The organism is Stutzerimonas zhaodongensis, assembly GCF_003696365.1.
In the GTDB taxonomy this organism is placed as follows: Bacteria; Pseudomonadota; Gammaproteobacteria; order Pseudomonadales; family Pseudomonadaceae; genus Stutzerimonas; species Stutzerimonas zhaodongensis.
The window spans coordinates 1,307,374-1,331,610 of sequence record NZ_RFFM01000001.1; the positions used below are offsets into that span (position 1 = coordinate 1,307,374).

The 24,237-nt window shown below is 54.1% G+C and carries 20 protein-coding genes; 2 read left to right on the forward strand and 18 right to left on the reverse strand.

Annotation, left to right across the window (positions count from 1 at the left end):
* Positions 1 to 20: 20 nt before the first annotated feature.
* Together EA797_RS05965 and EA797_RS05970 are read right to left on the reverse strand one after the other, a co-directional pair.
* The gene (locus tag EA797_RS05965; protein WP_122164211.1) at positions 21 to 1,022 is read right to left on the reverse strand and encodes a DctP family TRAP transporter solute-binding subunit; all 1,002 of its coding nucleotides are present in this window, start codon (positions 1,020 to 1,022) and stop codon (positions 21 to 23) included.
* Between the two features lie 104 nt (positions 1,023 to 1,126).
* Entirely contained in the window at positions 1,127 to 2,068 is a 942-nt protein-coding gene (locus EA797_RS05970) for a LysR family transcriptional regulator (protein WP_122164212.1), read from the reverse strand.
* Between the two features lie 175 nt (positions 2,069 to 2,243).
* On the opposite strand from EA797_RS05970, the gene EA797_RS05975 reads away from it, so the two are divergent.
* Both EA797_RS05975 and EA797_RS05980 read left to right on the forward strand, forming a co-directional pair.
* Positions 2,244 to 3,446, forward strand: coding sequence for a CaiB/BaiF CoA transferase family protein (locus tag EA797_RS05975; protein WP_122164213.1), 1,203 nt, complete (start codon positions 2,244 to 2,246; stop codon positions 3,444 to 3,446).
* Between the two features lie 123 nt (positions 3,447 to 3,569).
* On the forward strand, positions 3,570 to 4,496 hold the full coding sequence (locus EA797_RS05980; protein ID WP_122164214.1) for a hydroxymethylglutaryl-CoA lyase: 927 nt from the start codon (positions 3,570 to 3,572) through the stop codon (positions 4,494 to 4,496).
* Positions 4,497 to 4,783: 287 nt separating this feature from the next.
* On the opposite strand, the gene EA797_RS05985 is transcribed toward EA797_RS05980, so the two are convergent.
* The 16 genes from EA797_RS05985 to EA797_RS06060 form a co-directional block, all read right to left on the reverse strand.
* Positions 4,784 to 6,796 carry a polysaccharide biosynthesis protein gene (locus EA797_RS05985; protein WP_425275564.1) on the reverse strand — a complete coding sequence of 671 codons (2,013 nt, stop codon included), beginning with the start codon at positions 6,794 to 6,796 and terminating at the stop codon, positions 4,784 to 4,786.
* A 244-nt stretch (positions 6,797 to 7,040) separates the two neighbouring features.
* Entirely contained in the window at positions 7,041 to 7,589 is a 549-nt protein-coding gene (locus tag EA797_RS05990; RefSeq protein WP_122164215.1) for a sugar transferase, read from the reverse strand.
* A 4-nt stretch (positions 7,590 to 7,593) separates the two neighbouring features.
* The gene (locus EA797_RS05995) at positions 7,594 to 8,553 is read right to left on the reverse strand and encodes a UDP-glucose 4-epimerase family protein (protein WP_122164216.1); all 960 of its coding nucleotides are present in this window, start codon (positions 8,551 to 8,553) and stop codon (positions 7,594 to 7,596) included.
* 5 nt (positions 8,554 to 8,558) lie between these two features.
* On the reverse strand, positions 8,559 to 9,668 hold the full coding sequence (locus tag EA797_RS06000) for a glycosyltransferase (protein WP_122164217.1): 1,110 nt from the start codon (positions 9,666 to 9,668) through the stop codon (positions 8,559 to 8,561).
* Entirely contained in the window at positions 9,665 to 10,810 is a 1,146-nt protein-coding gene (locus EA797_RS06005) for a glycosyltransferase family 4 protein (protein ID WP_122164218.1), read from the reverse strand. Before EA797_RS06005 ends, EA797_RS06000 begins: the two co-directional genes overlap by 4 nt.
* 3 nt (positions 10,811 to 10,813) lie before the next feature.
* Positions 10,814 to 11,710 (reverse strand): GDP-mannose 4,6-dehydratase, encoded by an 897-nt coding sequence (locus tag EA797_RS06010; RefSeq protein WP_122164219.1) that lies wholly within the window; start codon positions 11,708 to 11,710, stop codon positions 10,814 to 10,816.
* Positions 11,710 to 12,744, reverse strand: coding sequence for a GDP-mannose 4,6-dehydratase (gene gmd, locus EA797_RS06015; RefSeq protein WP_122164220.1), 1,035 nt, complete (start codon positions 12,742 to 12,744; stop codon positions 11,710 to 11,712). Before gmd ends, EA797_RS06010 begins: the two co-directional genes overlap by 1 nt.
* Positions 12,741 to 13,709 (reverse strand): GDP-L-fucose synthase family protein, encoded by a 969-nt coding sequence (locus tag EA797_RS06020; RefSeq protein WP_122164221.1) that lies wholly within the window; start codon positions 13,707 to 13,709, stop codon positions 12,741 to 12,743. Before EA797_RS06020 ends, gmd begins: the two co-directional genes overlap by 4 nt.
* A gap of 73 nt (positions 13,710 to 13,782) precedes the next feature.
* On the reverse strand, positions 13,783 to 14,859 hold the full coding sequence (locus EA797_RS06025) for a glycosyltransferase (protein ID WP_147456809.1): 1,077 nt from the start codon (positions 14,857 to 14,859) through the stop codon (positions 13,783 to 13,785).
* A 4-nt stretch (positions 14,860 to 14,863) separates the two neighbouring features.
* Positions 14,864 to 16,075 carry a glycosyltransferase family 2 protein gene (locus tag EA797_RS06030; RefSeq protein ID WP_122164223.1) on the reverse strand — a complete coding sequence of 404 codons (1,212 nt, stop codon included), beginning with the start codon at positions 16,073 to 16,075 and terminating at the stop codon, positions 14,864 to 14,866.
* Positions 16,076 to 16,126: 51 nt separating this feature from the next.
* Positions 16,127 to 18,346, reverse strand: coding sequence for an FkbM family methyltransferase (locus EA797_RS06035; RefSeq protein ID WP_122164224.1), 2,220 nt, complete (start codon positions 18,344 to 18,346; stop codon positions 16,127 to 16,129).
* A complete protein-coding gene (locus EA797_RS06040) occupies positions 18,343 to 19,224 on the reverse strand; it encodes an FkbM family methyltransferase (protein ID WP_122164225.1) in 882 nt (293 codons plus the stop codon). The genes EA797_RS06035 and EA797_RS06040 overlap by 4 nt, the downstream gene beginning before the upstream one ends.
* Positions 19,225 to 19,241: 17 nt before the next feature.
* Entirely contained in the window at positions 19,242 to 20,477 is a 1,236-nt protein-coding gene (locus tag EA797_RS06045) for an ABC transporter ATP-binding protein (protein WP_122164226.1), read from the reverse strand.
* Positions 20,477 to 21,271 (reverse strand): ABC transporter permease, encoded by a 795-nt coding sequence (locus EA797_RS06050; RefSeq protein WP_122164227.1) that lies wholly within the window; start codon positions 21,269 to 21,271, stop codon positions 20,477 to 20,479. The genes EA797_RS06045 and EA797_RS06050 overlap by 1 nt, the downstream gene beginning before the upstream one ends.
* Positions 21,268 to 22,626 (reverse strand): phosphohexomutase domain-containing protein, encoded by a 1,359-nt coding sequence (locus tag EA797_RS06055; protein ID WP_122164228.1) that lies wholly within the window; start codon positions 22,624 to 22,626, stop codon positions 21,268 to 21,270. The genes EA797_RS06050 and EA797_RS06055 overlap by 4 nt, the downstream gene beginning before the upstream one ends.
* Positions 22,627 to 22,693: 67 nt before the next feature.
* Positions 22,694 to 24,139: a mannose-1-phosphate guanylyltransferase/mannose-6-phosphate isomerase gene (locus EA797_RS06060; RefSeq protein ID WP_256046567.1), complete on the reverse strand. Its 1,446-nt coding sequence runs from the start codon at positions 24,137 to 24,139 to the stop codon at positions 22,694 to 22,696.
* Positions 24,140 to 24,237 lie beyond the last annotated feature (98 nt).

A 24,237-nucleotide genomic window follows, 5' to 3' on the forward strand; every position in this document is an offset into this window, starting at 1 on the left:
ACGGCAGGTGAAAGCCTCGATCACTGCGCCCGATTGGCGGCCTCGGCTGCTTTGATCAGATCCGGGCCAATACCCGCTTCGAACTTTTTCCAGGCGGGGCGTACAGCGTCGCGCCATGCGTTGCGCTGTTCGTCTGTCAAAACCAACAGCTCGCTTTTCCCAGTCGCGATGATGTCCTGTTTGGCCTTTTCATTTAGCGCCTCGGCCTGCTTGTTCACCTCAACGGTAACCTCATCGATGATCTTCTCGAGTTCGGCACGCACCGGCTTGGGTAAGCCATTCCAGAATTGGGTATTGGTAATCAGCAAATAATTGCCAACGCCATGGTTGGACTCGGTCATGTACTTCTGTACTTCGAAGTACTTCTGGCTGTAGATGTTCGACCAGGGGTTGTCCTGCGCATTGACCACACCGGTTTGCAGGCCTTGGTAAATCTCGGCGAAGGCCATCTTGCGCGGAACCGCACGCAAAGCGGTGTACTGAGCCGCTTGAAGATCCGATGGCTGTACGCGGAACTTCAGGCCCCGAGCATCAGCAGGGTCCCTCAAAGGTTTGTTCGCCGTGAACTGGCGCATGCCGTTGAGCCAGAACGCCAGACCGGTGATGCCCTTGTCCTCCATGGACTTGAGCATGGCCCTGCCCCTGTCCGATTGCTGGAAACGCTGCGCTGCCGCAACGTCATCGAACAGGAACATCAGGTCGAAGAGCTGCAACTGCTTGGTGTACTGCTCCAGCTTTGACGGCGCCGGAGCAAGCATCTGGACTTCGTTGAGTAGCAGCGCTTCCATCTCCTTGCCATCACCGTACAACGAGGAGTTGGCGTAAACCTGCACTTCCACCTGGCCAGGAAGTCGCTCCTCCACCAGGCTCCTGAACATCAGAGCGCCCTGCCCTTTCGGCGTGCTGTCAGCGGTGATGTGGGAGAACTTGATGAGAATCGGATCGGCCGCGTGAGCGGTCACCAGGCTGGATAGGACCGATACAGCAATCAGAAGGGTGAAACCTCGGGAAAGTCGTGCCATGGAAAGCTCCGTTTTGTAATTGTGTGAGCCGGGTTGCTAGGACGACTCTACTCTGCGGTTCTTTATCGCCGACATTCATATTTGACCAACCAGGGCTTCGCCTCTTACGAAGGCTTCGATGCAAACCGGTCGCTTTCCGTAGCCCTGTAACCACTGCCTTCGCGGGCGGTGAGATGATCGAGCATTTGCCGCGCAGTCACCGACAGGCTCTCAAGGTTGCGCACACCCAGCTTCAGTTCCCGCAGGGCCCATGGATCCGTCAGTGGCACGATCGCCACATCCAGTGCCGGCAAATAGTTACGGACCACCTGCTCGGGGAGTACACCAATTCCCATGCCTGTATGAATCATGCGACAGATCGCTTCAAAGCTGCGCACCTGAATGCGCAGCCTTAGCGGCGTACCCACCTGCTGCGCGGACTGCTGCAACAGCGCGTGAAGCGAAGCATCCTGCTGCAGCCCGATGAAGTCGAAACCGGCAGCATCTCGTAGGGCTATGTCGCTGTGATTGGCCAGTGGATGGTCTCGCGGCGTCACAAGCACCAGTCTGTCCTCGCGATAGCTAAACACCTGTAGGTCGTCGGCTGGCATATGCCCAGCGAAGATACCGATATCGGTCAGCCCTTCACGCAACGCTCGTAACGTGTCACTGCTGACCCGCTCCTCGAGGTCGATCTTCACCTCAGGATGCAAGCGAGCGAAGTCGCTAAGATCCTCAGGGAGGAACTCGATTACCGCCGAAGTGTTGGCGTGGATGCGGACGTGGCCCTTCACGCCCTGGCTGAATTCGCTGAGATCGGCATCCATCTGTTGCAGGCCATCGAGCAGATTACGAGCGTGATGCAACAGCGCGTGACCGGCAGGCGATAACTCAACACCCTTGGGCTGGCGATACAACAGGTTCACGCCCAGCTGGCTTTCCAGATCGCTGATGCGCTTGCTCACTGCCGCAAGCGCCAAGTGCTCACGTTCGGCGGCCCGGGTAAGGCTGCGTTCGTCGGCAACAGCCACGAACAGGCGCAGGGTTACGAAATCGACACGCAGCATAATTGACTCTCGTATTCGCAGATGACGAACCGAGGACAATAAACCGGCCAGGGCTAAAAGGCATCACCCGCCATCCTTCGTGCTTTACGAAACCAACCTTTGCTATTCGGTAATTGTCCGCAGCGATCCGGTCGGTCATCCTGCACACATGAATCGACCCGCCACAGGTGTAGCGATGAGTGAACAGAATGGGGCCGGCCTGCCACTGCAAGGTCTGAAGGTCATCGAGATGGGCCAGCTGATTGCCGGACCCTTCGCAAGCAAAATGCTCGGCGAATTCGGTGCGGAAGTAGTCAAGATCGAACCGCCGGGCGTCGGTGACCCGCTGCGCAAATGGCGCAAACTCAAGGACGGCACCTCGCTCTGGTGGCACGTGCAGTCACGCAACAAACAGTCGGTAACGCTAGACCTGAAGGAACCCGAAGGCCAGCAGATCGTCCGCCAGCTGGTCGCCGAAGCGGACGTGTTGGTGGAAAACTTTCGCCCTGGCACGCTTGAAGGCTGGGGGCTGGGCTGGGACGAGCTGTCGAAGCTCAACCCACGCCTGATCATGTTGCGCATCTCCGGCTACGGTCAAACCGGACCTTACCGCGACCTCCCAGGCTTCGGCGTAATCGGTGAAGCCATGGGCGGCCTGCGGCACCTGTCCGGATACCCGGGCCAGCCTCCGGTACGCGTGGGTGTAAGCATCGGCGATTCGCTGTCATCGCTATATGGCGTCATCGGTGTTCTGCTCGCCCTGCAAGAGCGCAACCGCAGCGGCATTGGCCAGGAAATCGATGTGGCGCTGTACGAATCCGTGTTCGCGATGATGGAAAGCCTGGTGCCTGAGTACGATGCTTTCGACTATGTCCGCGAGCCGGCCGGCAGTGCCCTTCCAGGAATCACGCCATCGAACTCCTACCTATGCAGCGATGGTGCCTATGTGCTGATCGCCGGCAATGGCGACAGTATCTACAAGCGTTTGATGATGCTGATGGGCCGCCAGGATCTGGCCGACGATCCGCGCTTCGCCCATAACGATGGCCGCGCCTTACATGCCGAGCTGATAGACACGGCTATTGGTGAATGGACCGTTCAACATAGTCGCGATGACGTCATTGAGGCGCTGAAAGCAGCGCGCGTCCCGGCCGGCTACCCCTACACCGCCGCCGATATCGTCAAGGACCCGCACTACCTGGCCCGGCAGATGATCGAGCAGGTGCAGACTTTCGCCGGCCCGCTCAAGGTGCCGGGCGTGCTTCCCAAACTCAGTCGTACACCCGGGCGTATCGGCGCTGGAGGCCCGAAACTGGGCGAGCATACCGAGGATGTTTTGGCGGGGCTTGGCCTGACCGAAGCGCAAGTCAGGGGGTTGCGTGAACGCGGGGTCATCTAAGCGACCGCGGCCATCGTAGGGTGGGCTTCACCCCACGTTTCAGTATTTCTGCGATCCCCCTTCACGGCGCTGTCGCCTTTTATCACGCTCCAACAAGCAGCGCTTTCACGAACGGAGATACCCATGACTAAACGCCTCTACATCCAGGACGTCGCCACCCGCGACGGCTTTCAGATCGAAGCGAACTTCATTCCCACCGAAGACAAAATCGCCTTGATCGATCGTCTCTCCGAAACAGGGCTCGCCAAGATCGAAGTCACCTCCTTCACTTCGCCAAAGGCCATCCCAAATTTGCGGGATGCCGAAGAAGTTATGCGCGGCATTCGCCGAGTTCCGGGTGTCGTATACACCGTACTGGTACCCAATGTGAAAGGCTGCGAGCGCGCCCTAGCTTGCGATGTGGATGAGGTCAATCTGGTGATGTCCGCCAGCGACACCCATGGCCTGGCCAACCTGCGAATGACGCCAGAGCAATCGCTACTGCAGTTTGGCGAAATAATCGAAGTCACTCGAGGCACTGATGTTTTCATCAATGCCTCGCTGTCCACCGCATTCGGTTGCCCGTTCGAGGGCGAGGTCTCCGATACGCGAATCCATGAACTGATACAGCGCCTAGTCGAGATTGGCGTGCAAGGCATTACCCTCTGCGACACCACGGGCATGGCCGACCCGGCACAGGTCGAACGGCTATGCCGGCACGCAAAGAACCACTGGCCCGACGCAGTGTTCACCGCGCACTTCCACAACACACGGGGCATGGGCCTGGCCAACGCCCTGGCCGCGCTGAACGCCGGTATCGACCGCTTCGACGCCTCGCTTGGCGGCCTCGGCGGCTGCCCCTACGCACCCGGTGCCAGTGGCAACATCTGCACAGAGGATTTGGTACACATGTTCCAGCGCATGGGTTTGGATACGGGCGTTGATCTGGACAGGCTGCTTCAATGCGCTGCCAGCCTGCCCGAGCTGGTCGGCCATGAGGTGCCCGGGGCCGTGCTTAAAGCAGGTAAAGCGGACCGCCGTTATCCGAAGCCGAAGTGGATGGAGGTCTGATCTGTCACTGCACTACCGACCCGACAATCAAGCATTGATGTCACGATGGCTAACCCGAAAAGCGTTCTGTTACCGCAGCGACTGCATTGAAGCGTCCGCGCGGCCGCCAAGGGCTTGGAGGCTAACGGGTTGCCAACGGTGAGGTGATCCCTGCCGCCCAACCTTTGCCCCGTCATTCCCGCAACTCAAGCGATCGCGAGCAAGCTCATACCTTCAGTAGCCCTATCGACACGCTAAATACCAAGCGCGCTACTGGAGGCATTCCCCCGACCAAAGCAACTGGCCCCTCACTCAGTCGGGCCCACTCGCCGTTGCTGATAGATTAAGTCGACTATCTCCCCTTCCGGAACGTATCCGCTCACCACTTCGCGCAGCAACATCCGCACCTGTGGGTAATCATCTTGCTCGACGGCCTTCAGCAGTTTGGCCAATACGCCACGCAATACGTCCCAGGTGAAGTACTCCTCATCGGCACGCATGATCATTGGATGCTCAGTGGGGCTCACATTGTCGCCGATCAGCAGCTCCTCATAGAGCTTCTCACCTGGACGCAATCCTGTGAATTCGATCGCGATGTCGCCGTGCGGGCATTTCTCCGAACGAACGCTTAAGCCAGACAGGTGAATCAGCTTCTCGGCCAATTCGGCAATGCGCACGGGCTGCCCCATATCCAATACGAACACATCGCCACCCTGCCCCATGGAGCCCGCCTGGATCACCAACTGCGCCGCCTCGGGGATGGTCATGAAGTAACGGGTGATCTTCGGGTGGGTCACAGTCACCGGCCCACCGCTGCGAATCTGCTGATAGAACCGAGGAATCACCGACCCGGACGAGCCCAGCACGTTGCCGAAGCGAACCATGGTGAAGCGGGTCTTGTTGACGTGATGCACCGCCCCGTCCGCATTGAACAGCACAGGCGCAGACTCTCTGCTCAGTGCTTGCAGAATCATCTCCGCGACGCGCTTGGTACTGCCCATCACATTGGTAGGCCGAACCGCTTTGTCGGTGGAGATCAGCACGAAGTTGGCGACGCCCGCTTGCACAGCGGCTTGGGCCGTATTCATGGTGCCCAGCACGTTGTTCAGTACGCCCTCGGCGACGTTATGCTCCACCATCGGCACATGCTTGTATGCCGCAGCATGGTAGATAGTCTCCACCTGCCAGGTGCGCATCACGTCCACTAGACGATCCGGATTACGAATCGACCCCATAATTGGAACCAGCTTGACGGACAACGAGGCCCGCTCGATCCTCCGCTCCAGTTCCATGTGAATGCTGTAAAGGTTGAACTCACTGTGCTCGAACAGCAGTAACGCCTTGGGCTTGTTAGACAGGATCTGCCGGCACAGCTCCGAGCCGATCGACCCGCCAGCCCCGGTCACCATCACCACCTTGCCGCGGATGCACTTCTCAAACAGCGCTTGCTGCGGCGGTACAGCATCGCGGCCTAGCAGGTCGGCGATGTCCACCTCCTGGATGTCCTCGACCTTAACCCGTCCGCTAGCCAGATCCATGAATCCCGGCACGCTACGCACGTGTAGCGGATAGTTCTCGAGCGTCTCCAAAACCTCACGCCGCCGTGCACGCGTGGCCGAAGGAATGGCTAGCAGAATCTCGTCGGCGCCCGTCTCATCGATCATCTGCTGGATGTGCCTTGGCGAATAGACGCGGATACCGGCAATGATTCGATTGGCAAGGTTGGGGTCGTCATCAATAAATGCGATCGGCCTCATCACCCTTCCAAGACGCAGCGCCGCCGCCAGCTGATTACCAGCCGTTCCGGCGCCATATATGGCTATCCTGGTTAGCGCCATTTCCCGTCGGCTCAAGCCAAGCGGCTGTCCCACAGTGAACCAATCGCCGAGGAAATACTGGCGCATCAGCAGCCGCAGGCCTCCGATCATCACAAGGCTCAGCCACCAATAGTTGAATACCATCGAACGGGGTATCAACTTGGGAGCGTCGGATCGCCAATAGATAGCCAGCGCCAACAGTAACGTCGAGAGAGTTACAGCCTTGGCTATCGCAACGAGCGCATCATTTCCGAAATAGCGCATGACTGCGCGATACATACCTAAACGGATGAAGAATGGGAGCGACAAAAGGGGAGCGATGGCGAATAACCAAGCGTGGCCGCCAAACGGTTCAACAAAATCAGCCTCTCCAAGCCGAATAAAAAAAGCCAGCCACAGCGAAAGCCAGACCAACAACACATCCGCAGCAACCTGGACCAGGCGCTTCTGCCGTCTAGGTAAACGCACTAAATGCATGCGCAATTTTTCAGCCAACCTCAACATATAAAAGCCTCAAGTCGCCGGGCTGAAGCTGCTCCAGCAACAAGCCAGTAAGATAGATGCAAATTTTTTGATCAATCAGGTGGCAGAAAGGGTCAGGAGTGCCGTTAGCTGCGCCGCTGAAGAAGCAAACGCAGAACTCCTCGCCGTACGTCTGCAAGCAGACCAGCACTTTTAGCAATCGTTTGTTCGGCGGCCCCTTGAAGGTAAACCAGGATCAAAGGCTCATATTCAACATTCATACGCACTACCTAATCCGGTCTCCTGCGCCTCTGCCTGTTACAGTCATGAAGATGTATTTGAAGTAATCCACCAGCGTTAGGCTCTGGATCATCTTTTGGTCTGTTTCGGCTAACAATGCTGGTGTCGACATATCGATTGCGCTCACCTGCGCTAGCCCGGTGATCCCCGGGCGAACCTCGAACACCCCGCGTTCGGCGCGATGCTCGGTCAGCTCTACTTGATTGAACAAGCCAGGACGCGGACCGACCAGACTCATATCGCCTTTAAGCACATTCCACAACTGGGGCAGTTCGTCCAGTTTGGTCTTGCGCAGAAAACGACCGAACGGAGTTACGGAAGCACTGCTGGCAAGATGCGTCGCAACCGAAGCGGTATCTACCTTCATGGTCCGGAACTTGACCAGGGTGAAGGGCTTCTGGTGACGCCCGACACGCACCTGCCGAAAAACAGGAGAGCCTGTATCGAACAGGCCGATTATCGCCAACGCCAGCAGCACCGGAAAACAGACAATCAAGCCCAGCACCGAAAAGATCAAATCAAAGATGCGAATCAAACGTTCACCTACCTACGGACGGTTTGAAAGACTCGAAGCAGTACCTGAGCCCCTCTTCTACTGTATATGGTGGCGTCCAACCCAGAAGCCCGCGCGTCTTGGTGATATCTACCTGCAACGAGCCCAGCAATCGTTGAGCCATCGCCTTTTTTCCAAGCAACGTAGCGCCGATCTGGAGCATGCTTGCGGGAACACGAACCAGCCGTACAGGCTTGCCCATCGCCTCGGCTACGCACCTCAGCATTTCGGTGGTTGACAGATCTTCATCATCGCTCACAAAAAAGACCTGATTAGCCGCTGCCGAGTGGTCGAGACAAAGGATGATTAGATCGACAAGGTTGCCGATGCCCACCAGCGAGCGCTTGTTGTAGACAGCGCCCAGCGGGAGCGGCACCCCCTTATCCAACAGTTCTATCATGCTGGCAAAGTTGCCCTTTACGCCTGGGCCATATACCAACGGCGGGCGGACGATTACCACCTCCATGCCGGATTCGGCCGCCAGCGCCAAAAGACCGTCCTCCGCCTCCCGCTTGGAGACTCCATACGGATCGGCGGGGCGAGGTACATCGTCCGGACGAAAGGGCATGCCCAGCCGGGTCTGCTCACCCGATACCTTAATAGAGCTGATGAACACGAAGCGGCTTACCCCGGCCTCCGCCGCTTGGCGCGCTAAGTCGAGCGTTGCGAAAACGTTGATTCGGCGAAAGGCTTGTAATGGGTCATCGCTAGACTCGTCCATGACATGGACACGAGCAGCTGTATGAACCACGACTTCAACGTCCTGCAATGGCAAATGCCAGTCCTGAGCTTCGCTCAGATCTCCGCCAAGATGATAGTCGACTCCATCAACACGTGCTGATACAGAACTTCGCGTTGTAGCGACCACGTCATGACCTTGTTGCTTCAGCCCCGGCAGCAATGCCGAAGCCAAAAAGCCTGAAGCGCCGGTCACCAGTATGCGCATGACCGCTACACCAGTTCGCGATAGAGGTCGCCATACGCCGACAGCATCGACTCGGCACGAAACACCCGCTCGAACCGCTGCGCTGCCTTCTCACCCATGCGTGCCGATAGTTCCGGTTCATGGTGCAAACGCAGCATCGCCTGACGCAGCGCCACATGATCACGTGGCGGCACGACCAAACCGGTCTCATCTGCGACGTTGATGAATGTAGTACCCGTCCCGATCTCGCAGGATATAAGCGCCTTACCGAACATTGCTCCCTCCAGCAGCGAGATGCCGAAAGCCTCGGACCGAAGATGCGAAGGAAACACGAACGCGTGGCACAAAGTCAGCAGTGCGGCCTTATCCTCATCTGGAAGGCCCCCAAGCATGTGCAGTTTGCCGAACCCCGAGTCCTGAGCTTGCGCCTGAAGCTTTTGCTCTTCCAGCCCGGTGCCAACCACCGCAACGGTCATGTCAGTCCCGCGGACAGCCTCAAGCAAATAATTAAGGCCTTTGTAATAGCGCAGCGCGCCGACGAACAGAAAAAATTTCTCACCCAGACGGCCACGCCAGTAATCAAGCCGTTCAGCGCTGGGAATGGGATAGGTACTGCGGTCCAGCCCGTACGGGATCACGCTGACACGGTCGCAATGCCGCTGCAGCACCGGGCTGGTTTCTACATAGTTTGGTGACGCGGCCACGATGCGATCAACGCTACCAAGAAAGCGGTGCATCAACGGTGCGTAGAGTTTCAGCAAAAGCCTCTGCTTGACCACGTCAGAGTGATAACTGACCACCGACGGCTTACGAACGCGTGCAGCAAAATGCGCGACATCCATGAATGGCCACGGGAAATGGTAATGAACCACGTCGGCCTGTTCGGCCAGCTCGGCAAAGTCACCTATCGCGGACCAGGACAAGCCTGTAGAGGCCAAATGCAAATCAAGCTTCGAACGGTGTGCAACATGATGGCCGACCGTTTCCCCCCGTGCTGCACCTCTCGGGCTCAGGTAGAGCACTTCGGGCGCGACCCCATAGGCCGCACCTCCCTGCGCTAGCTGGAAGATCACCTGCTCGATACCACCCATGGTGTCAGGGCAGTAGGTTTTAAAAAAATGAAGAACCTTGATCATCCAGCGCTCAGTACCCGTTCATAGACGCTCATGGTCTGCATGGCGCAGCGCTGCCAGGAAAACGAGGCAGCATGCTTCAAACCTTCGGTTATTGCTGTAGCCCGCCAGGAGTCATCTTCCAAGCCCCGGGCGATTAGGTCGGTAAGCGTATCGATATCCATCGGGTCGCACATCAGCGCGACGCTACCTGCGACTTCCGGTAGCGACGAGCTGTTGGAACAAACAACCGGCACCCCGGAACTCATTGCCTCCAGCACAGGCATACCGAACCCTTCGTACAACGAAGGGAAGGTAAACAAGCGCGCCCCAGCAAACAGCAAAGGCAGGTCTTCGCCGGGCACGAAACCAAGGTGTCGAGCCCAACCTTCATCCACTGCACGATCAAGCCGCTCGCGTATGGCATCGTTGCGCCAGCCCTGGTAGCCCGTGAGCACAAGAGGCCAGCGCTTTTTCAACGAAACCGGCAACCTGCTGTAAGCGTCGAGCAACGTCTCGATATTCTTGCGCGGCTCCAATGTGCCGACGAACAAGCTATAACCCCCGTACACAAGCCCGTGGCGGTTCAGCGCATCACGCAACGCATCCGCCCCACGTACCCGAAACTCATCGGAGCTGGCCAACGGCACGGTATGGATGCGCTCGATTGGCCAGGAAAAATAGGCCGCCAGCTCCTGACGCGTGTATTCGGAGTCGGTAATCAACGCATCGGCACGTTCCAGCGTCTTACCAAGCTCTTTCTGTAGATACCGTATGCGCTGAGCGGGATGACAGTGCGCCCAGGTGAACGGTGAGAGGTCGTGAAAGGTCGCTACGCTCTTGCCAGAGAAAGGCGGAATAAAAAAATTAGTGCCGTGATAAAGCGAATCCGAACAGCCCCGCAACGCACGCGTGCGGAGCAGCGGCATCAGTAATCGGTACACCTCGATGGCCAGAGCGCTCTTCTGCACTGCGCGCCTTAAACCATATCCACCATCAGAGGTGTCGCTCGCGCTGGGCAAGCCAGCAACGAAACTTGCGCCGGAAAAGTAGCGCAACGTTTCTACCCCCTCAGCCGCTTCAAGCGCACGGGCAAGCTCGTATGTGTAACGGCCAATACCGGTCAGTGGAAAGCGAACCGGGTCTACAGAGAGAATAACGTTCATTGATTAGGCAGCCGCCAGCATCCAGCGCAAGGTATCTTCTAACGAGGGCGTTTCCCAGCTACCAATCAACGACCGCAGACGTGTGGCATCGCCGCACAATGTCTTGACCTCATTGGCACGCACGAACGCCGGGTTTACCATTACGTCCATCGAATGCCCCGTTACGGCTTGGCATATCTCAAGTATCTCGCGCAAAGAATGAGCTTGCCCGGAACAGACGTTGACCGTCTGCCCCAGAGGCTTAACTTCAATTAAGCGACGATAAGCCTGAACCACGGCCCGCACATCGCTGAAATCACGCCAGACATCCAGGTTGCCCAGTTCGATTTTGGTCGCCTTCCGGCGGAAGTGCGACACAACTTTGGGCAATAGAAAATTTTCTGCCTGCCCTACCCCGCTGTAGTTAAAAGGGCGCGCGATAACCAGTGGCAAACGCTCCTGCCACAAAGAGGCCATGTACTCCATGGCCAGCTTACTAACCGCGTAGTCGTTAGCAGGGACCGGCAGAGTGCCCTCATGGAGGACGCCGCCTGCGCTATTACCGTACACGTAGGCGCTGCCCGCCAGCAATACGCATTCTGGCTTTCGCTCAGCTGAAGCCAAAGCTTCGAGCAAGTTGCGCGTGCCGATCAAATGCACGCGATAAAACCCGTTCGTATCACCATGGCCAACAAACGCCAACGCAGCCAGATGCAGCACCACGTCAGGCCGGATCTCAGCTATTGCCTTCCGCGTAGCGGCAGGGTCGGTCAGATCCACCTTATGGTAGTCAGGCTGATCTGAGGGCTGGCTTCCCAAACCAACCACTTGGTAACCGTGCGACATCAATTCATTGGCCATGTAACGGCCGGTGAACCCACGAATGCCAGTGATCAGCGCACGTTTAGGTGCGTTACTCATCAGAATGAGAATCCAGCTTCATTACGACGGAGGTCCGCCTCAACCATCATGTGGCACAGCTGTTCCAACGTGGTCTTAGGCTCCCAGCCCAGTTTTTCCTTTGCTTTCGACGGGTTGCCGATCAGCAGATCCACTTCGGCTGGTCGGTAGAACTTAGGGTTGACTGTGACGACAAGTTTGCCTGTCGCCGCATCAACTGCCTTTTCTCCTTCAGCCTTACCTGACCACTCCAGATTTACACCCGAGGCTTTGAAGGCCATCGATACGAAGTCACGAACCGTTTCGGTTCGGTTGGTGGCCAATACAAAGGTATCCGGCTCGTCAACCTGCAGCATGCGCCACATGCCTTCCACGTATTCCTTGGCGAAGCCCCAATCACGCTTTGCGTCCATATTGCCAAGTTCCAGCACTTCCAACTTGCCGAGCTTGATCTTGGCCACGCTGTCGGTGATCTTGCGCGTCACGAATTCCCTACCGCGCAGCGGCGACTCATGGTTGAACAAAATGCCGCTAGTACCAAAAATCCCGTATGACTCGCGGTAGTTGATGGTCATCCAGTGAGCGTACAACTTGGCGACGCCGTAAGGGCTACGCGGATAAAAGGGCGTCGTTTCAATTTGAGGAATGGCCTGCACTTCACCAAACATCTCAGAGGTCGAGGCTTGGTAAAAACGAATCTTGGGATTAACGATCCGAATGGCTTCCAGAAGGTTAACCGCGCCAGCGCCAGTAATGTCCAAGGTGGTAAGCGGCTGCTCGAAGGATACGCCAACGAAACTCTGAGCCGCCAGGTTGTAGACTTCTGTCGCTTCCGTCGTTTGCAACAAACGAATGCTCGCCGATAGGTCCGTCAGATCGTACTCAACCAAATGCAAATTTGGGTGCCGATCAATGCCCAACTCTTCGATACGCCAGAAATTGACCGAACTAGTCCGGCGATAAGTGCCGTAGACGGTATAGCCCTTTTCTAATAGCAGTTCCGTCAAATATGCACCATCTTGCCCGGTAATACCGGTAACTACTGCAATGGTCATTTTTTCTCCTTATCGAGGGTCTTCAGATAGTCTTCATAGGCTGCATGCAAGCCCACGTTTAGCGTTGTTTGGGCCTTCCAGCCAAGGTTATGCAGCCGGCTGACATCTAAGAGTTTACGTGGCGTGCCGTCTGGCTTGCTAACGTCGAACAGGAGCTCCCCCTCATAGCCGATTGTAAAACGGATCATCTCAGCCAACTCCCGGATTGTGATGTCCTCTCCCACACCGACATTCAGCAGTGGTGCTACGTGTGCGGCAGTCAGCGTCGAGAAGACATTGTCCGATAAGCCGAGAAGGAACCTGATGGCGAAGCCTAAATCCAGAGAAAACATAAACTCGCGGCGGGGAGTGCCCGACCCCCATACCTCAACCGATGGCTGTTCAGCAACTTTCGCAGCATGGAGGCGGCGGATCAATGCTGGCAAAACATGAGAATGTTCTGGATGATAATTGTCTCCTGGACCGTACATATTCGTCGGCATGAGAGAAAGATATTGAGTGCCGTACTGTTTGTTGAATGACCGGCACGATTCAACGCCAGCGATTTTGGCCAATGCGTAAGCTCGATTGGTGGCTTCCAGCGGGCCAGTTAATAGATATTCCTCTTTAATGGGTTGCGGACAATCTCTCGGGTATATGCAAGAAGAGCCAAGAAATATCATGCGTTTGACACCCGAACCATAGGCTGCGTCGAACACATTTAGTTGTATTCGCAAGTTCTGATGAAGGAAGTCGACCGGTAGCTGGGAGTTGGCAAGAATACCGCCAACCTTCGCCGCACATACTACAACGAAATCAGGCTTCTCTTTCTGAAAGAATTCGAATGTAGCGTCGCGATCCTCAAGATCAAGCTGCTGATGTGTTCTAGTTAGTACAACGTAGTTCTCAGAAGCGCATTCAAGCGCACGAGTCGTTGCAGTTCCGACCAAACCACGATGACCGGCAACAAAAACTTTCCTTCTCATGCTTACCTTGCCAAATATGGTAGAAAAATGATTATTGATCTATTCGCTACAGATCAGCTCTCGGCGTTTTTCTTCAGCGCCTTAAGAAACTGAAAGCTCTTCTAGCTATTGAGTTTCTGCGAGCGACATAGCGTAGGTGCGATTCAATACGAGAGCAGAACGTAGGCGATACGCTCTGATGAACGTACTTTCCTACATATAAATGTTCGCTAGGTGTCACTATATATCTAACAAGACGCTCTTCACCTTCTTGCCAAGCGCGCTGACCAAGAGACACGGATTGCCTACCCGCGCTGCCTAGAGCCTGGACGTTATAGAAGTTCAGCGGCTGCGGATCTGTACTTTCGTAGAGAAGCCCATTCATGCCGTGCAGTATGTATTCGTTCATAGTTCCGTTATTTGGAGCTACAACGCATTGACCCCGTGCTAGCGCTTCTAAAAAGGACTGGCCTATTCCTTCCTCCATACGTGAAGCAAAGAAAACATTCGCTTTTTCGAGTACCCCGTAAAGCTCGACCTTGTCCTGAAACCACGTCGAAGTGGTGATTCTGTACCGCTTAATATCCTCCTCCGAAGGCAGTACAGGTTCCGGACTTCCAGGGTCGGACGCTAAGTGAATGTGGAAACTGTCGAAATTAGATCCTGCTATTAGTGAACGGATTGTCTTCCACGGTATTTGGTCCTCTCTGCGAAGCCAAAAAAAACCGTGCAGGCCTTGCATGTCAGAAAGATCTCTTTCCGCAACGGGCTGATAGTAGCGGCAATGATGACTAGCAATTCCAGCCCCAACAGAAATGGCGTGAACTGCATTGGAGAAGCTGATGACCTTACTGCCTTGAAATGGCTCCCAAAATCTTGCAAGATTAAATAACGGCCCTTGCCAGACGCCAAACTGATCTAACATAGGAATGAATATGACATTAGGGTGTAGCGTTCGATAGTAACGCTCCAAGATTGGGCTATATGCCTGAAACATGATCACCACGTCATGATTTTCAACGCCCTCCCAAGAAACTGCCGCCCCCCCCGCCCACGATTCATCCCAAAAATACTCGACGACATGGCCGTGGCGATGAAGCATTTCAGGAAGAAAACTTGTAGATAGCGTTTTCTTGTGGAAGGAATGGTCAATGTATGCAATTCGTGCCACGAAGCTACACCTTGATGAAGTTTCTATAAACGTTTCGAGCGATATTATAAATAAAGGGATACCTTCTTAGCTTCGCGGCGATAGCATACTTCAGGCCGACGAAGCCTCGACTCAGAATAGGTGACGACCTGTCGCTTGGGTGATCCAACTTTGTGATAGCAGCCCAACCGAGACTAGAGCAAAAATCTATACGATTAGCATGATCCGCCATAATTTTTCTAAGAAACCCCGTGTAGCTTTCGGGAATATCTTGATCAATTTTGTGCTGCGGATTGCTAAAAATAAAATAGCAATGGTAGAGCCCTCTAACCTCTTGTTCAGTGAGATAAGGGAAGCGCTCATGAACTACTTTCATACATTCACGGCTGTGCCCAAGAAAATCTCCTGAGGTCCCGCCAAGGGAATAATTTACAGTCGACTCTGCCGTGTAGATAAATGTAGAGCCTGCATCCAGACAACTCATTATCCATTTGAAGTCTGCCGCAATCTTGTAGGTATGGTCATAGGGACCTGAAAGCTCATAGCTTCTTCTACTTGCGTATATCGCATTATGACAATCATTAGCACAGGTAAAATAGGAACCAGGATGCACAAATGCAGGGGGCCATTCATGAATGGCCCCCTCATTATCCGCAACCCGGGCTGCTGTTAGAATTAGAACCGCACTGTCCGTATCTCTCAGATGACTAACCGCAATCCGTGCAGCGTCGCACTCTAACCAATCATCAGAGTTCAGGACGCAGATAAGCTGCCCTCGAGCCAAAGGAATAGCTTTATTAAGAGCATCATAAAGCCCTGCGTCGGGCTCGGAGATGAAGTAGTCGATCACATCAGCGTAGCGTTGGATTATTCCGAGCGTCCCGTCCGTCGAGGCACCGTCGAGAATTATATGCTCAACATTATCATAGTCTTGGCTTTGCACGCTTTTTATTGTGCGTTCAAGCGTGCGCTCGTTATTTCTCACAACAGTGACGTAGCTAACTAAAGGCTGCTTTTCGCAACCTGATTTCAGTTGCCCATCAACTCGTAAACCTCCTTCGATCCTAGAGGCACTTTCAGGGCTTTTTATTCTAAAGCTCCAGCTGGGCCAAGCTGCCATGTCTATTTTATTCCGCTCGCGTACAGGGAAGCGAGGCCCCTGATCACCATTGCGATACCCCAAGTATGTGGCGTGAGCCTCATAATCTAATGAAGCATTTTCGGTAGAAAGTGACATCTGGACTTCCAAAGAGCTAGAAAAAATATATATACATCGGGAGTACGGAACTTATTCTAAAACCAAGCCATCTTGGAAAGATGTAGAAGGCTTTCGCAAGGAAAAATCCCGCAAAGCTTCTAAGACAACTAGCTCGCATTTCTCCCAAGTGAACAGCTTCGCACGCTCTAAACCCTGCTCAGATAGCCTCAGACGTAACCCCGGTTGCGTAACAATTGCGGTGAGCGAGGCGACTGCCGAAGCAACGTCGTCAGCATCAATTAGCACTCCAGCACTGCCGACCACCTCTGGAAGCGAGGAGTTGTTCGAACAGATCACGGGCGTTCCGCAAGCCATTGCCTCTAACGGCGGCAAGCCAAAGCCCTCAAATTGAGACAAATAGATAAAGCATAGCGCGCCACTGTAAAGAGCCGAAAGGTCGCGGTCCTCAACGAAGCCCGTCAAGATAATTCTGTGGCGCCAGCGACCGGAGCTCAATATCGACTGGTTGAGAGAGTCGAGTTTCCAGCCGGACATCCCAGCAAGCACCAGATATAGTTCACTGCTGGGATTCTCATTCATATACAGAACATACGACTCTACGACACGATTCAGATTCTTCCTGATCTCCAAAGTCGCCAAGCTCAAAATATATGGAGCCCCCATTGGAATGGAATAGCGTGTTCTGACGGCGTCTATTTTAACCGAGTCGGCACAGGGGGAAAATTGTTCGCCGGCCGCCAATGGGATTACAGTTATTTGCTCGGGAGAAAGGTCTTTTCGGTAATTAAGAAGATCCTGCTTGGTATATTCAGAAATCGCGAATATTAAAGTCTCAGTTGTGAGGCTCTCAATTATTTGATGAACCTCTGAACTGGCCTCAGCAGTGAAATATTCCGGCCTACGGACAGCGATCAGGTCATAGATAATGTGTGCATGTCGCACATCTCTGTCGTTTCGCCAGCTTTGCGGCGCGACCCCAAACGGAGACAGAAGAATGTCGACTGCATTTGAAGGATTTTGCACGTCCTCGGGGAGCTGAGGTCCACGCATATCATGTTCATCAAGGTACTTTAGACTGCCAGCGCGGGTGCTGGAACGTATTAAGTAACGGGCGTCAAATTCGCTACGATTGGCAAGACGCTGAAAGAGTTCGTCACAGACACGATAAACACCCGTTTTTACCCCCTGCCCAAGCACATACATATCTAGCGCAAGATGAATGCTGGCACTGGATCTCGCTAATTGAGCATTGATGCTGGACCGTCTCAAGTGAGCAAGCAAGCACACGTTTCGCAATCTTTTCCCTATCGACTTGAAACGCGCCGTTACACCCTGCTCAGATAAAGCTGAAGCCTGATAGCTGAGCCAGCGAACCCAGTGAGTAGCTCTCCAAGACCGGCTAAGATAAATAGCATTGAGCTTGGCCTCGGCATGCTTACACCGGGCTTCGGCTAGTTTAAACTTGCTCTCAGCTTGTTGAGCAGCAGCCTCAGCTTGTCGAGCAGTAGCCTCAGCTTGTCGAGCATTAGCCTCGGCTTGCTGAGCTTTGCTCTCAGCTTGTCGAGCATCTGCGTCGGCCTGCTGAGCTTTTATTTCAGAAGTTAACTGCTCAAAACGCATAAACTTATCAAAAACATTCGGAGGATAGCGCAGAGAGCTCAACAATTCGGTATGTTCATTTGCAACATAGAAGCGATTCAATCCATCAGCATAAGCCAGAAGATAATCCGCAGACAGGACATCAATCTCCCACTCGTAGTGAATCTCCTCAATTGAATTAGGGAGCGTTGCCTCAATGACTAATATCCACGGACGAAAACGAAAAAAATCTGCCCCCTCGATGACCGACCTCTCGAAGCCCTCAACATCTATCTTCAAGAAATGGATTTCACCGGTCACGTACAAATCGCAGATTTCAGAAAGCCGATAAACCGGGACTTTATGGTAAATACCTGTCTGTCCATTAGCGATGTGCTGTGCAGCCACATTCACTGATGCTGTTGCCCAACCACGAATGTCACAATCCCAAATCTCGATCTCGCCGCTGAACGCGCCAGCTGCGCACTGCAAATTTATGTCTCGCGGCCTCTCTGCTAACAAATCTGCATGATGTGACGGCAGCGGCTCAATATTGATACCATGCCATCCGCGCTCATAAAATGCCTTAGTGACTGAGTCGATAGAGGGATCATTTGCCCCAACATCAATATAAAAGCCATTTTCGACGTACTTTAACGCGCGCCAAAGCATAACGTCTTCAAAGTTTTGAGCGTAAGATATAAAGCTCATATGATAGATACAACTCGATTCATATGTTCAACCACGTCGCGCATATTAAGCGCTTCGAAAAGGAGTAGATCACGTTGGCGCCTAGTCGAGTCCTGCAATCGCGGTGCGATTACATCCTTATGAATGTACCTAGCGTCAGCCCAAAACAACTGCCCACCGTAAGCTTCCGACTCAAGCCGGACGTTGGTGTCGAAACACACGGAATTCTTATCAGGCATTAAAAGTTGCTGTCCGCCCAGCGAGTAATGTACAAGATTCGAGAGCCGCCACAGCACGAACCCTTTGGAGCGGAGATATGTATCTGTTTCCCCGAAGAGCGTTTGCCCTTCGTAGATTGGATTGAATTCAACTTCTATATCGATACATCGAATAGTTTTAATAAGACTATCCCCGCCCTTCAATATCTCTAACTCAGAGCCTTGGGTATCAATCTTGATATAGTCAATAGCTTGCAGATTATTCTTGTACGCCCACAAATCAAGCGTAGTAACATCGACGGTGTGTATTTCCTGAAGCCCAATACAATCCAAAGCAGGATATTTTTCAGCCAGATACTGTATTGGTGGATGGAGTGAACTGCAGGCTGGCTCTTTCGTAACATAAAGATTGCGCTGCCCTGGACTTCCAGCCAACCCAATTGGCACACAGGTGACATAGCCATGCGGTAGATGACTATAAGAAGCTTGAAGCCTGGCACACTCTGCCGCGTCCGGGTCGAACCCGAAAATCTTGAAGGTGGACTGGCATTTTTCGCACAAAAAACGCTCGGCGAATCCCCACCTACATCCTACGTCAACCACGACAATTGGCTCAGCCGCAGCAGAGCTTTGGCCAGCTGAAACAACAGCTGTATCTGACGATTTTTTGAAAGAAAACATTTTTTATGACCTATTAGCTATTGCCGGTCGTGAATTTTTTGTATATCAAAAACCAATTCGTTCCATGCACACCCAACAAATAGTGGCTTATCAATATTGATAACCTCAAATACCAGAGCGCGATCAATCCAATGATAATTTTTTTCTATATGATTATCATTACACACTAAGGAACAATGAACTGAGAACGACCCAACGCCAAGATTGGCAGAAAAGTAGACATTGAACCGGAAAAGACACCCCGCGCCAACGTGCTCAATCTTTTGCTTAGTATGAAAGGTGTTTGTTCCAAAGACCATTTGCCCCATACGATCCTTTATACCGAAACCAAGCACAAGACCATCAATTTCGGAATTTACTCGTACATCTATTTTTGCCCAGACATTCTCGCCTACAGCAACAACCTCAATTGGCTGCCCGGCTTTATTCAGCATTACAACCTCAACTATCTCGGCTTCGAGAGTCCCCGAATCCAAACGCGCTTTCCCGCCAACGGACGCAGATTGACGGACCGTCTGATTTTGATGATCAGCCAGCATGGCATTGTAGTAGTCCATCACAGCCTCTGGCTCACCTTGCATTGCGAGCCTACCGGCGTTAAGCAGGATGGCACGGTCGCAGATGGACTGGATGGCTCCTTTATCGTGAGAAACGATGAGGAGGGTCGTGCCTTGTTTGCGAAATTCGCGAATGCGATCAAAGCTTTTATGCTGAAAATATGCGTCACCTACGGATAATGCCTCGTCTACGATCAGCACATCTGGACGGTGTGCGGTGGCCACACTGAAGGCAAGGCGCATCTGCATACCACTGGAGTACACCCGTACTGGTTGATCAATATATTCACCTATTTCGGCAAAGGCTTCGATCTCGGGCATCAGCCTAGCGATTTCTTCCACGCTGTAGCCAAGCAGTTGGCCCGCCATGAATGCGTTCTGGCGGCCCGTAAAGTCCGGATGAAAACCCATGCCCAGTTCCAGCAGTGCCGCGACACGCCCAGTGATGTTCACACTGCCGGTCGTTGGCTGAGTTGTGCCGGTGATCATCTTCAGCAGGGTGCTTTTACCAGCGCCATTGATACCAATGATGCCGACCGCCTCTCCTGGGGAGACCGTAAAGTTTATGTCCTGCAATACCCATTTGAGGCTATGGCGCGCCTTATGCCCAGGAATCAGCCATTCGGCGAGGCGACTCCACCGCGTGGGGTACTGCTTGTAGGCCTTGCCCAGGTTGCTAACAGTAATTGTGCCCATCAAAGTTCATCCACCAATTCGCCAGAGTGCTTGCGGAACAGGCGCATCCCCCAAAAGCAAAGCAATATTGCGAGCAGCGTAACCGGCCAGAGCGAGCCCCAATCAGGCCAAGTTCCGCTAACCAGGATCGTTTGGTAGGCGGCCATCAATCCAACCATGGGGTTATAAGCCATGAGTGGGCGCACGCCTTCCGGCAGAATGGTTATCGGGTAAACGATTGGCGTAAGCCAGAACCAGAATTGCAGCACCACACCAAACAACTGACCCACATCCCTGAAGAAAACGTTCAGCACGCCGAGCACCATTCCGAGGCCGATTGCGAACAGCACCTGGATGGCTAGCACCGGGACTAAGGCGATAAACGGCAGGCCGGGGAAATTGCCGCTTATGATGAGGAATACGGTGAACAGCGCAAAGATGATGGCGAAGTTCAACAAGGCGGTTGCAACGACCGTGACCGGCAGACACAGGCGCGGAAAGCTGAGCTTCTTCAGCAGATTGGCATGCTCAAGGAATACGTTCTGACCGCGACCGACAATTTCCGCGAACAGCCCCCAAGTGAGGATGCCCGCACATAGATAGATGCTGTAACCGAAGCTGCTTTCGATGCCGGGCAGCTTAGCGCGCATGATCTGGGAGAAGATCACCGTATAAACAATGATCATGGCCAGTGGGTTGAGTACTGTCCAGGCCGCGCCTAACAGCGAGTTGCGGTATTTGGATTGATATTCGCGCTTGACGCTACCCAAGATAAAACCGCGGTAATTCCATAACGCTCTTGCTACCGCACTCATACAACCGCCTCGATCAATTTTTGTATCTCGGCGACATGGCGTTGGAGCTCCGCTTCATCACTGCGGGTTTCCACATTCAAGCGCAGCAGTGGCTCAGTGTTTGAGCCGCGCAGGTTGAAGCGCCAGCTGTCGAACTCCAGGCTGATACCATCCGTTTCGTCCAGCCGTAGGGCCTGTGATTGGAAGTGCTCGCGCACAAGCTGGAGCGTGACGGCAACATTTTCGACCTTGTAATTGATCTCACCACTGCATGGAAATGCAGCCATGCGCTCGTCGACCAGCTCTGCCAGTGTCTTGCCTGTCTCGGACATCAATGCCGTAACCAATAACCAGGGAATCATGCCGCTGTCGCAGTAAAAGAAATCACGGAAGTAATGATGCGCGCTCATTTCACCGCCATAAACGGCGTCCTCGGCACGCATGCGCTCTTTGATGAACGCATGGCCGGTCTTGCTTTGAACTGCTATGCCGCCTGCCTGCTGAACCTGGTCAATGGTATTCCAGGTCAAGCGCGGGTCATGGATGATATTGCTGCTTGGGTGCTGTTTGAGCAGCATTTCCGCCAGCAGGCCAACCAGATAGTAGCCCTCGATAAAGCGCCCATTAGCATCGAAGAAGAAGCAGCGATCAAAGTCGCCGTCCCACGCCACAGCCAAGTCGCATTTGTGGCCCAGCAGTGCCTGACGAGTCAGTTCGCGATTTTCCTGCAGCAGCGGATTGGGCACGCCGTTAGGGAAGCTGCCGTCCGGCTCGCTATTAATCATCACCCACTCGAACGGTAGGTGAGGTTGTAGTGCCTGGATTACTGGGCCAGCCGCGCCGTTGCCCGGATCGGCGAGAATCTTTAACGGCTTGAGATCCGCTGTTTTTACGTATTGCAGCAGGTGCTGGATGTAAGCACTCTTGTCGACGTTAGCTTCTACCTTGCCGGGTTGCGGGCTAATCGAACCAAAGTCATTTCGTTCGATGCGTTCTCGAATGGCGCTAAGCCCTGTCTCACCGCTGATGGGCCGCGATTGCTCGCGCACCAGCTTCATGCCGTTGTAGCCCTTCGGGTTATGGCTGGCCGTCACCATTACGCCGCCAGCTACCTGAAAATGGCTGGTCGCGAAATACACTTCCTCGGTACCGCACATGCCGATGTCGATGACATCAGCGCCTGCGTCAGTAATGCCGCGAATCAACGCATCGACCAACATCGGGCTTTCAAGTCGCATGTCGCGACCCACTACAAAGCTGCTGCCCTGAAGCTCTGCAACCAGTGCTCGTCCGATGCCGTAGGCAATATCGGCGTTCAGCTGCGCAGGTACTTGGCCGCGAATATCGTAGGCCTTGAAACAAGTTAATGAATGCATTTGAAAACTCTAAACAGATGAAAGCCCGCTCGAGACAGGCCTACGAAATATCAATTGCAGCGACGTATCAGGATTCAGCCCGGCCGTAGATATCCTCGAAACGAACAATGTCGTCTTCGCCAAGATAGTCACCGCTTTGCACCTCGATCAGGACGAGGTCGATCACGCCTGGGTTTTCCAGGCGATGCTTATGGCCAGCAGATATAAAGGTAGATTCGTTGGTATTTAGCATCAGCTCGCGCTGATCGTTGACGACGCGCGCCATGCCGCTCACCACGATCCAGTGCTCAGAGCGATGATGGTGCATCTGCAACGACAGCGAGGCTTTGGGCTTGACCACGATGCGCTTGATCTTGAAACGCTCGCCCTCTTCCAGCGTTGTGTAGGCGCCCCACGGGCGGTGAACGGTTTGATGGATGTGATGAGCGCTGTGCCCGCTCTTCTTCAGCCGGCTGACGATGTGCTTGACATCTTGAGCACTGTCTTTGTGAGCAACCAGAATGGCATCAGGCGTGTCGACGACGATCAAGTCATTCACACCAACCAGGGCAGTCAGCCGCTCGGTGCTTTGCACGTAGTTGTTAGCTGATCGATGGGCCATCACCTCGCCCACGCAGCGGTTGCCATCCGCGTCTTCATCGGTCAGCTGGCTAAGCGCGTTCCAGGAACCGATATCGCTCCATCCGATGTCGCAGGGGACGGTCACGACCTTGTTTGATCGCTCCATCAATGCATAGTCGATGGAAATGTCGGGGACGCCGGCGAAGCCTTCGGCATGTAGCCTAAGGCATCGGTGCTTTTCGCCTTCACTCAGATGCGAGAGTGCGAAGGCATCGCGCACATGCTGCAGGACGTCGGGTGCATGGGCTTGCAACTGATCCAGAACCGCACCGACCTGGAAACAAAACATACCTGAATTCCAGAAATAGTTACCCGCATCAACATAGCGCTCAGCAGTGGTGGCATCCGGCTTCTCTACAAAGCGGCTCACCTTCAACCCACCGAGAACAGGCGAATCACCGTCCGCTTCGATGTAACCAAACCCGGTTTCAGGATACTCGGGGCGAATTCCGAAGGTCACCAGGTAGCCTTCACCTGCGAGGGTCTGAGCCTGCTGAACAGCGCGAGCGAACTCGTCTTGCTTGGCAATTAAGTGGTCCGCTGCGAGTACCAGCATTTGAGCCTGGGGGCCGTAGATTTCGTGGAGCTGCACCGCAGCCATGGCTACCGCCGCAGCTGTATTGCGACCAAAAGGCTCGAGGATAAAGCTCAACGTGCTCGCTGCGCCGCCGACCAGGCGGTACTCATCTTCAGTTTTGAAGAAAAGCTCCCGATTGGTGACGGTCATGACTTCCACGACGTTATCCAACGCAGCGGCGCGGACAAAGGTCTTCTGAATCAGGTTCTGCCCGTCCGGCAGCGTCATGAAAGGTTTAGGGTGGGTTTCGCGCGAGACGGGCCAAAGTCGGCTACCAACACCGCCGGACATGATTACTGGAATCAACTGGGTCAACTTCTAATCCTTCTTCACATCATTAGCTGCTGGCTATATAGGAGCGGGCAGGTATGCCCGAACTAGGCTAAACGCTCATGGTTGGTGACTTCCGGAGG

Excerpts from the sequence above, each read along its gene's own strand:
- EA797_RS06045 (WP_122164226.1), bottom strand. The coding sequence starts at position 20,477 with ATGGGCACAATTACTGTTAGCAACCTGGGCAAGGCCTACAAGCAGTAC.
- EA797_RS05965 (WP_122164211.1), bottom strand. The coding sequence starts at position 1,022 with ATGGCACGACTTTCCCGAGGTTTCACCCTTCTGATTGCTGTATCGGTC.
- EA797_RS05985 (WP_425275564.1), bottom strand. The coding sequence starts at position 6,796 with ATGTTGAGGTTGGCTGAAAAATTGCGCATGCATTTAGTGCGTTTACCT.
- EA797_RS05975 (WP_122164213.1), top strand. The coding sequence starts at position 2,244 with ATGAGTGAACAGAATGGGGCCGGCCTGCCACTGCAAGGTCTGAAGGTC.
- EA797_RS06050 (WP_122164227.1), bottom strand. The coding sequence starts at position 21,271 with ATGAGTGCGGTAGCAAGAGCGTTATGGAATTACCGCGGTTTTATCTTG.
- EA797_RS06010 (WP_122164219.1), bottom strand. The coding sequence starts at position 11,710 with ATGAGTAACGCACCTAAACGTGCGCTGATCACTGGCATTCGTGGGTTC.
- EA797_RS06000 (WP_122164217.1), bottom strand. The coding sequence starts at position 9,668 with ATGATCAAGGTTCTTCATTTTTTTAAAACCTACTGCCCTGACACCATG.
- EA797_RS06055 (WP_122164228.1), bottom strand. The coding sequence starts at position 22,626 with ATGCATTCATTAACTTGTTTCAAGGCCTACGATATTCGCGGCCAAGTA.
- EA797_RS06030 (WP_122164223.1), bottom strand. The coding sequence starts at position 16,075 with ATGTCACTTTCTACCGAAAATGCTTCATTAGATTATGAGGCTCACGCC.
- EA797_RS05980 (WP_122164214.1), top strand. The coding sequence starts at position 3,570 with ATGACTAAACGCCTCTACATCCAGGACGTCGCCACCCGCGACGGCTTT.
- EA797_RS06020 (WP_122164221.1), bottom strand. The coding sequence starts at position 13,709 with ATGAGAAGGAAAGTTTTTGTTGCCGGTCATCGTGGTTTGGTCGGAACT.
- EA797_RS06040 (WP_122164225.1), bottom strand. The coding sequence starts at position 19,224 with ATGTTTTCTTTCAAAAAATCGTCAGATACAGCTGTTGTTTCAGCTGGC.
- gmd (WP_122164220.1), bottom strand. The coding sequence starts at position 12,744 with ATGACCATTGCAGTAGTTACCGGTATTACCGGGCAAGATGGTGCATAT.
- EA797_RS05970 (WP_122164212.1), bottom strand. The coding sequence starts at position 2,068 with ATGCTGCGTGTCGATTTCGTAACCCTGCGCCTGTTCGTGGCTGTTGCC.
- EA797_RS05995 (WP_122164216.1), bottom strand. The coding sequence starts at position 8,553 with ATGCGCATACTGGTGACCGGCGCTTCAGGCTTTTTGGCTTCGGCATTG.
- EA797_RS06005 (WP_122164218.1), bottom strand. The coding sequence starts at position 10,810 with ATGAACGTTATTCTCTCTGTAGACCCGGTTCGCTTTCCACTGACCGGT.
- EA797_RS06035 (WP_122164224.1), bottom strand. The coding sequence starts at position 18,346 with ATGAGCTTTATATCTTACGCTCAAAACTTTGAAGACGTTATGCTTTGG.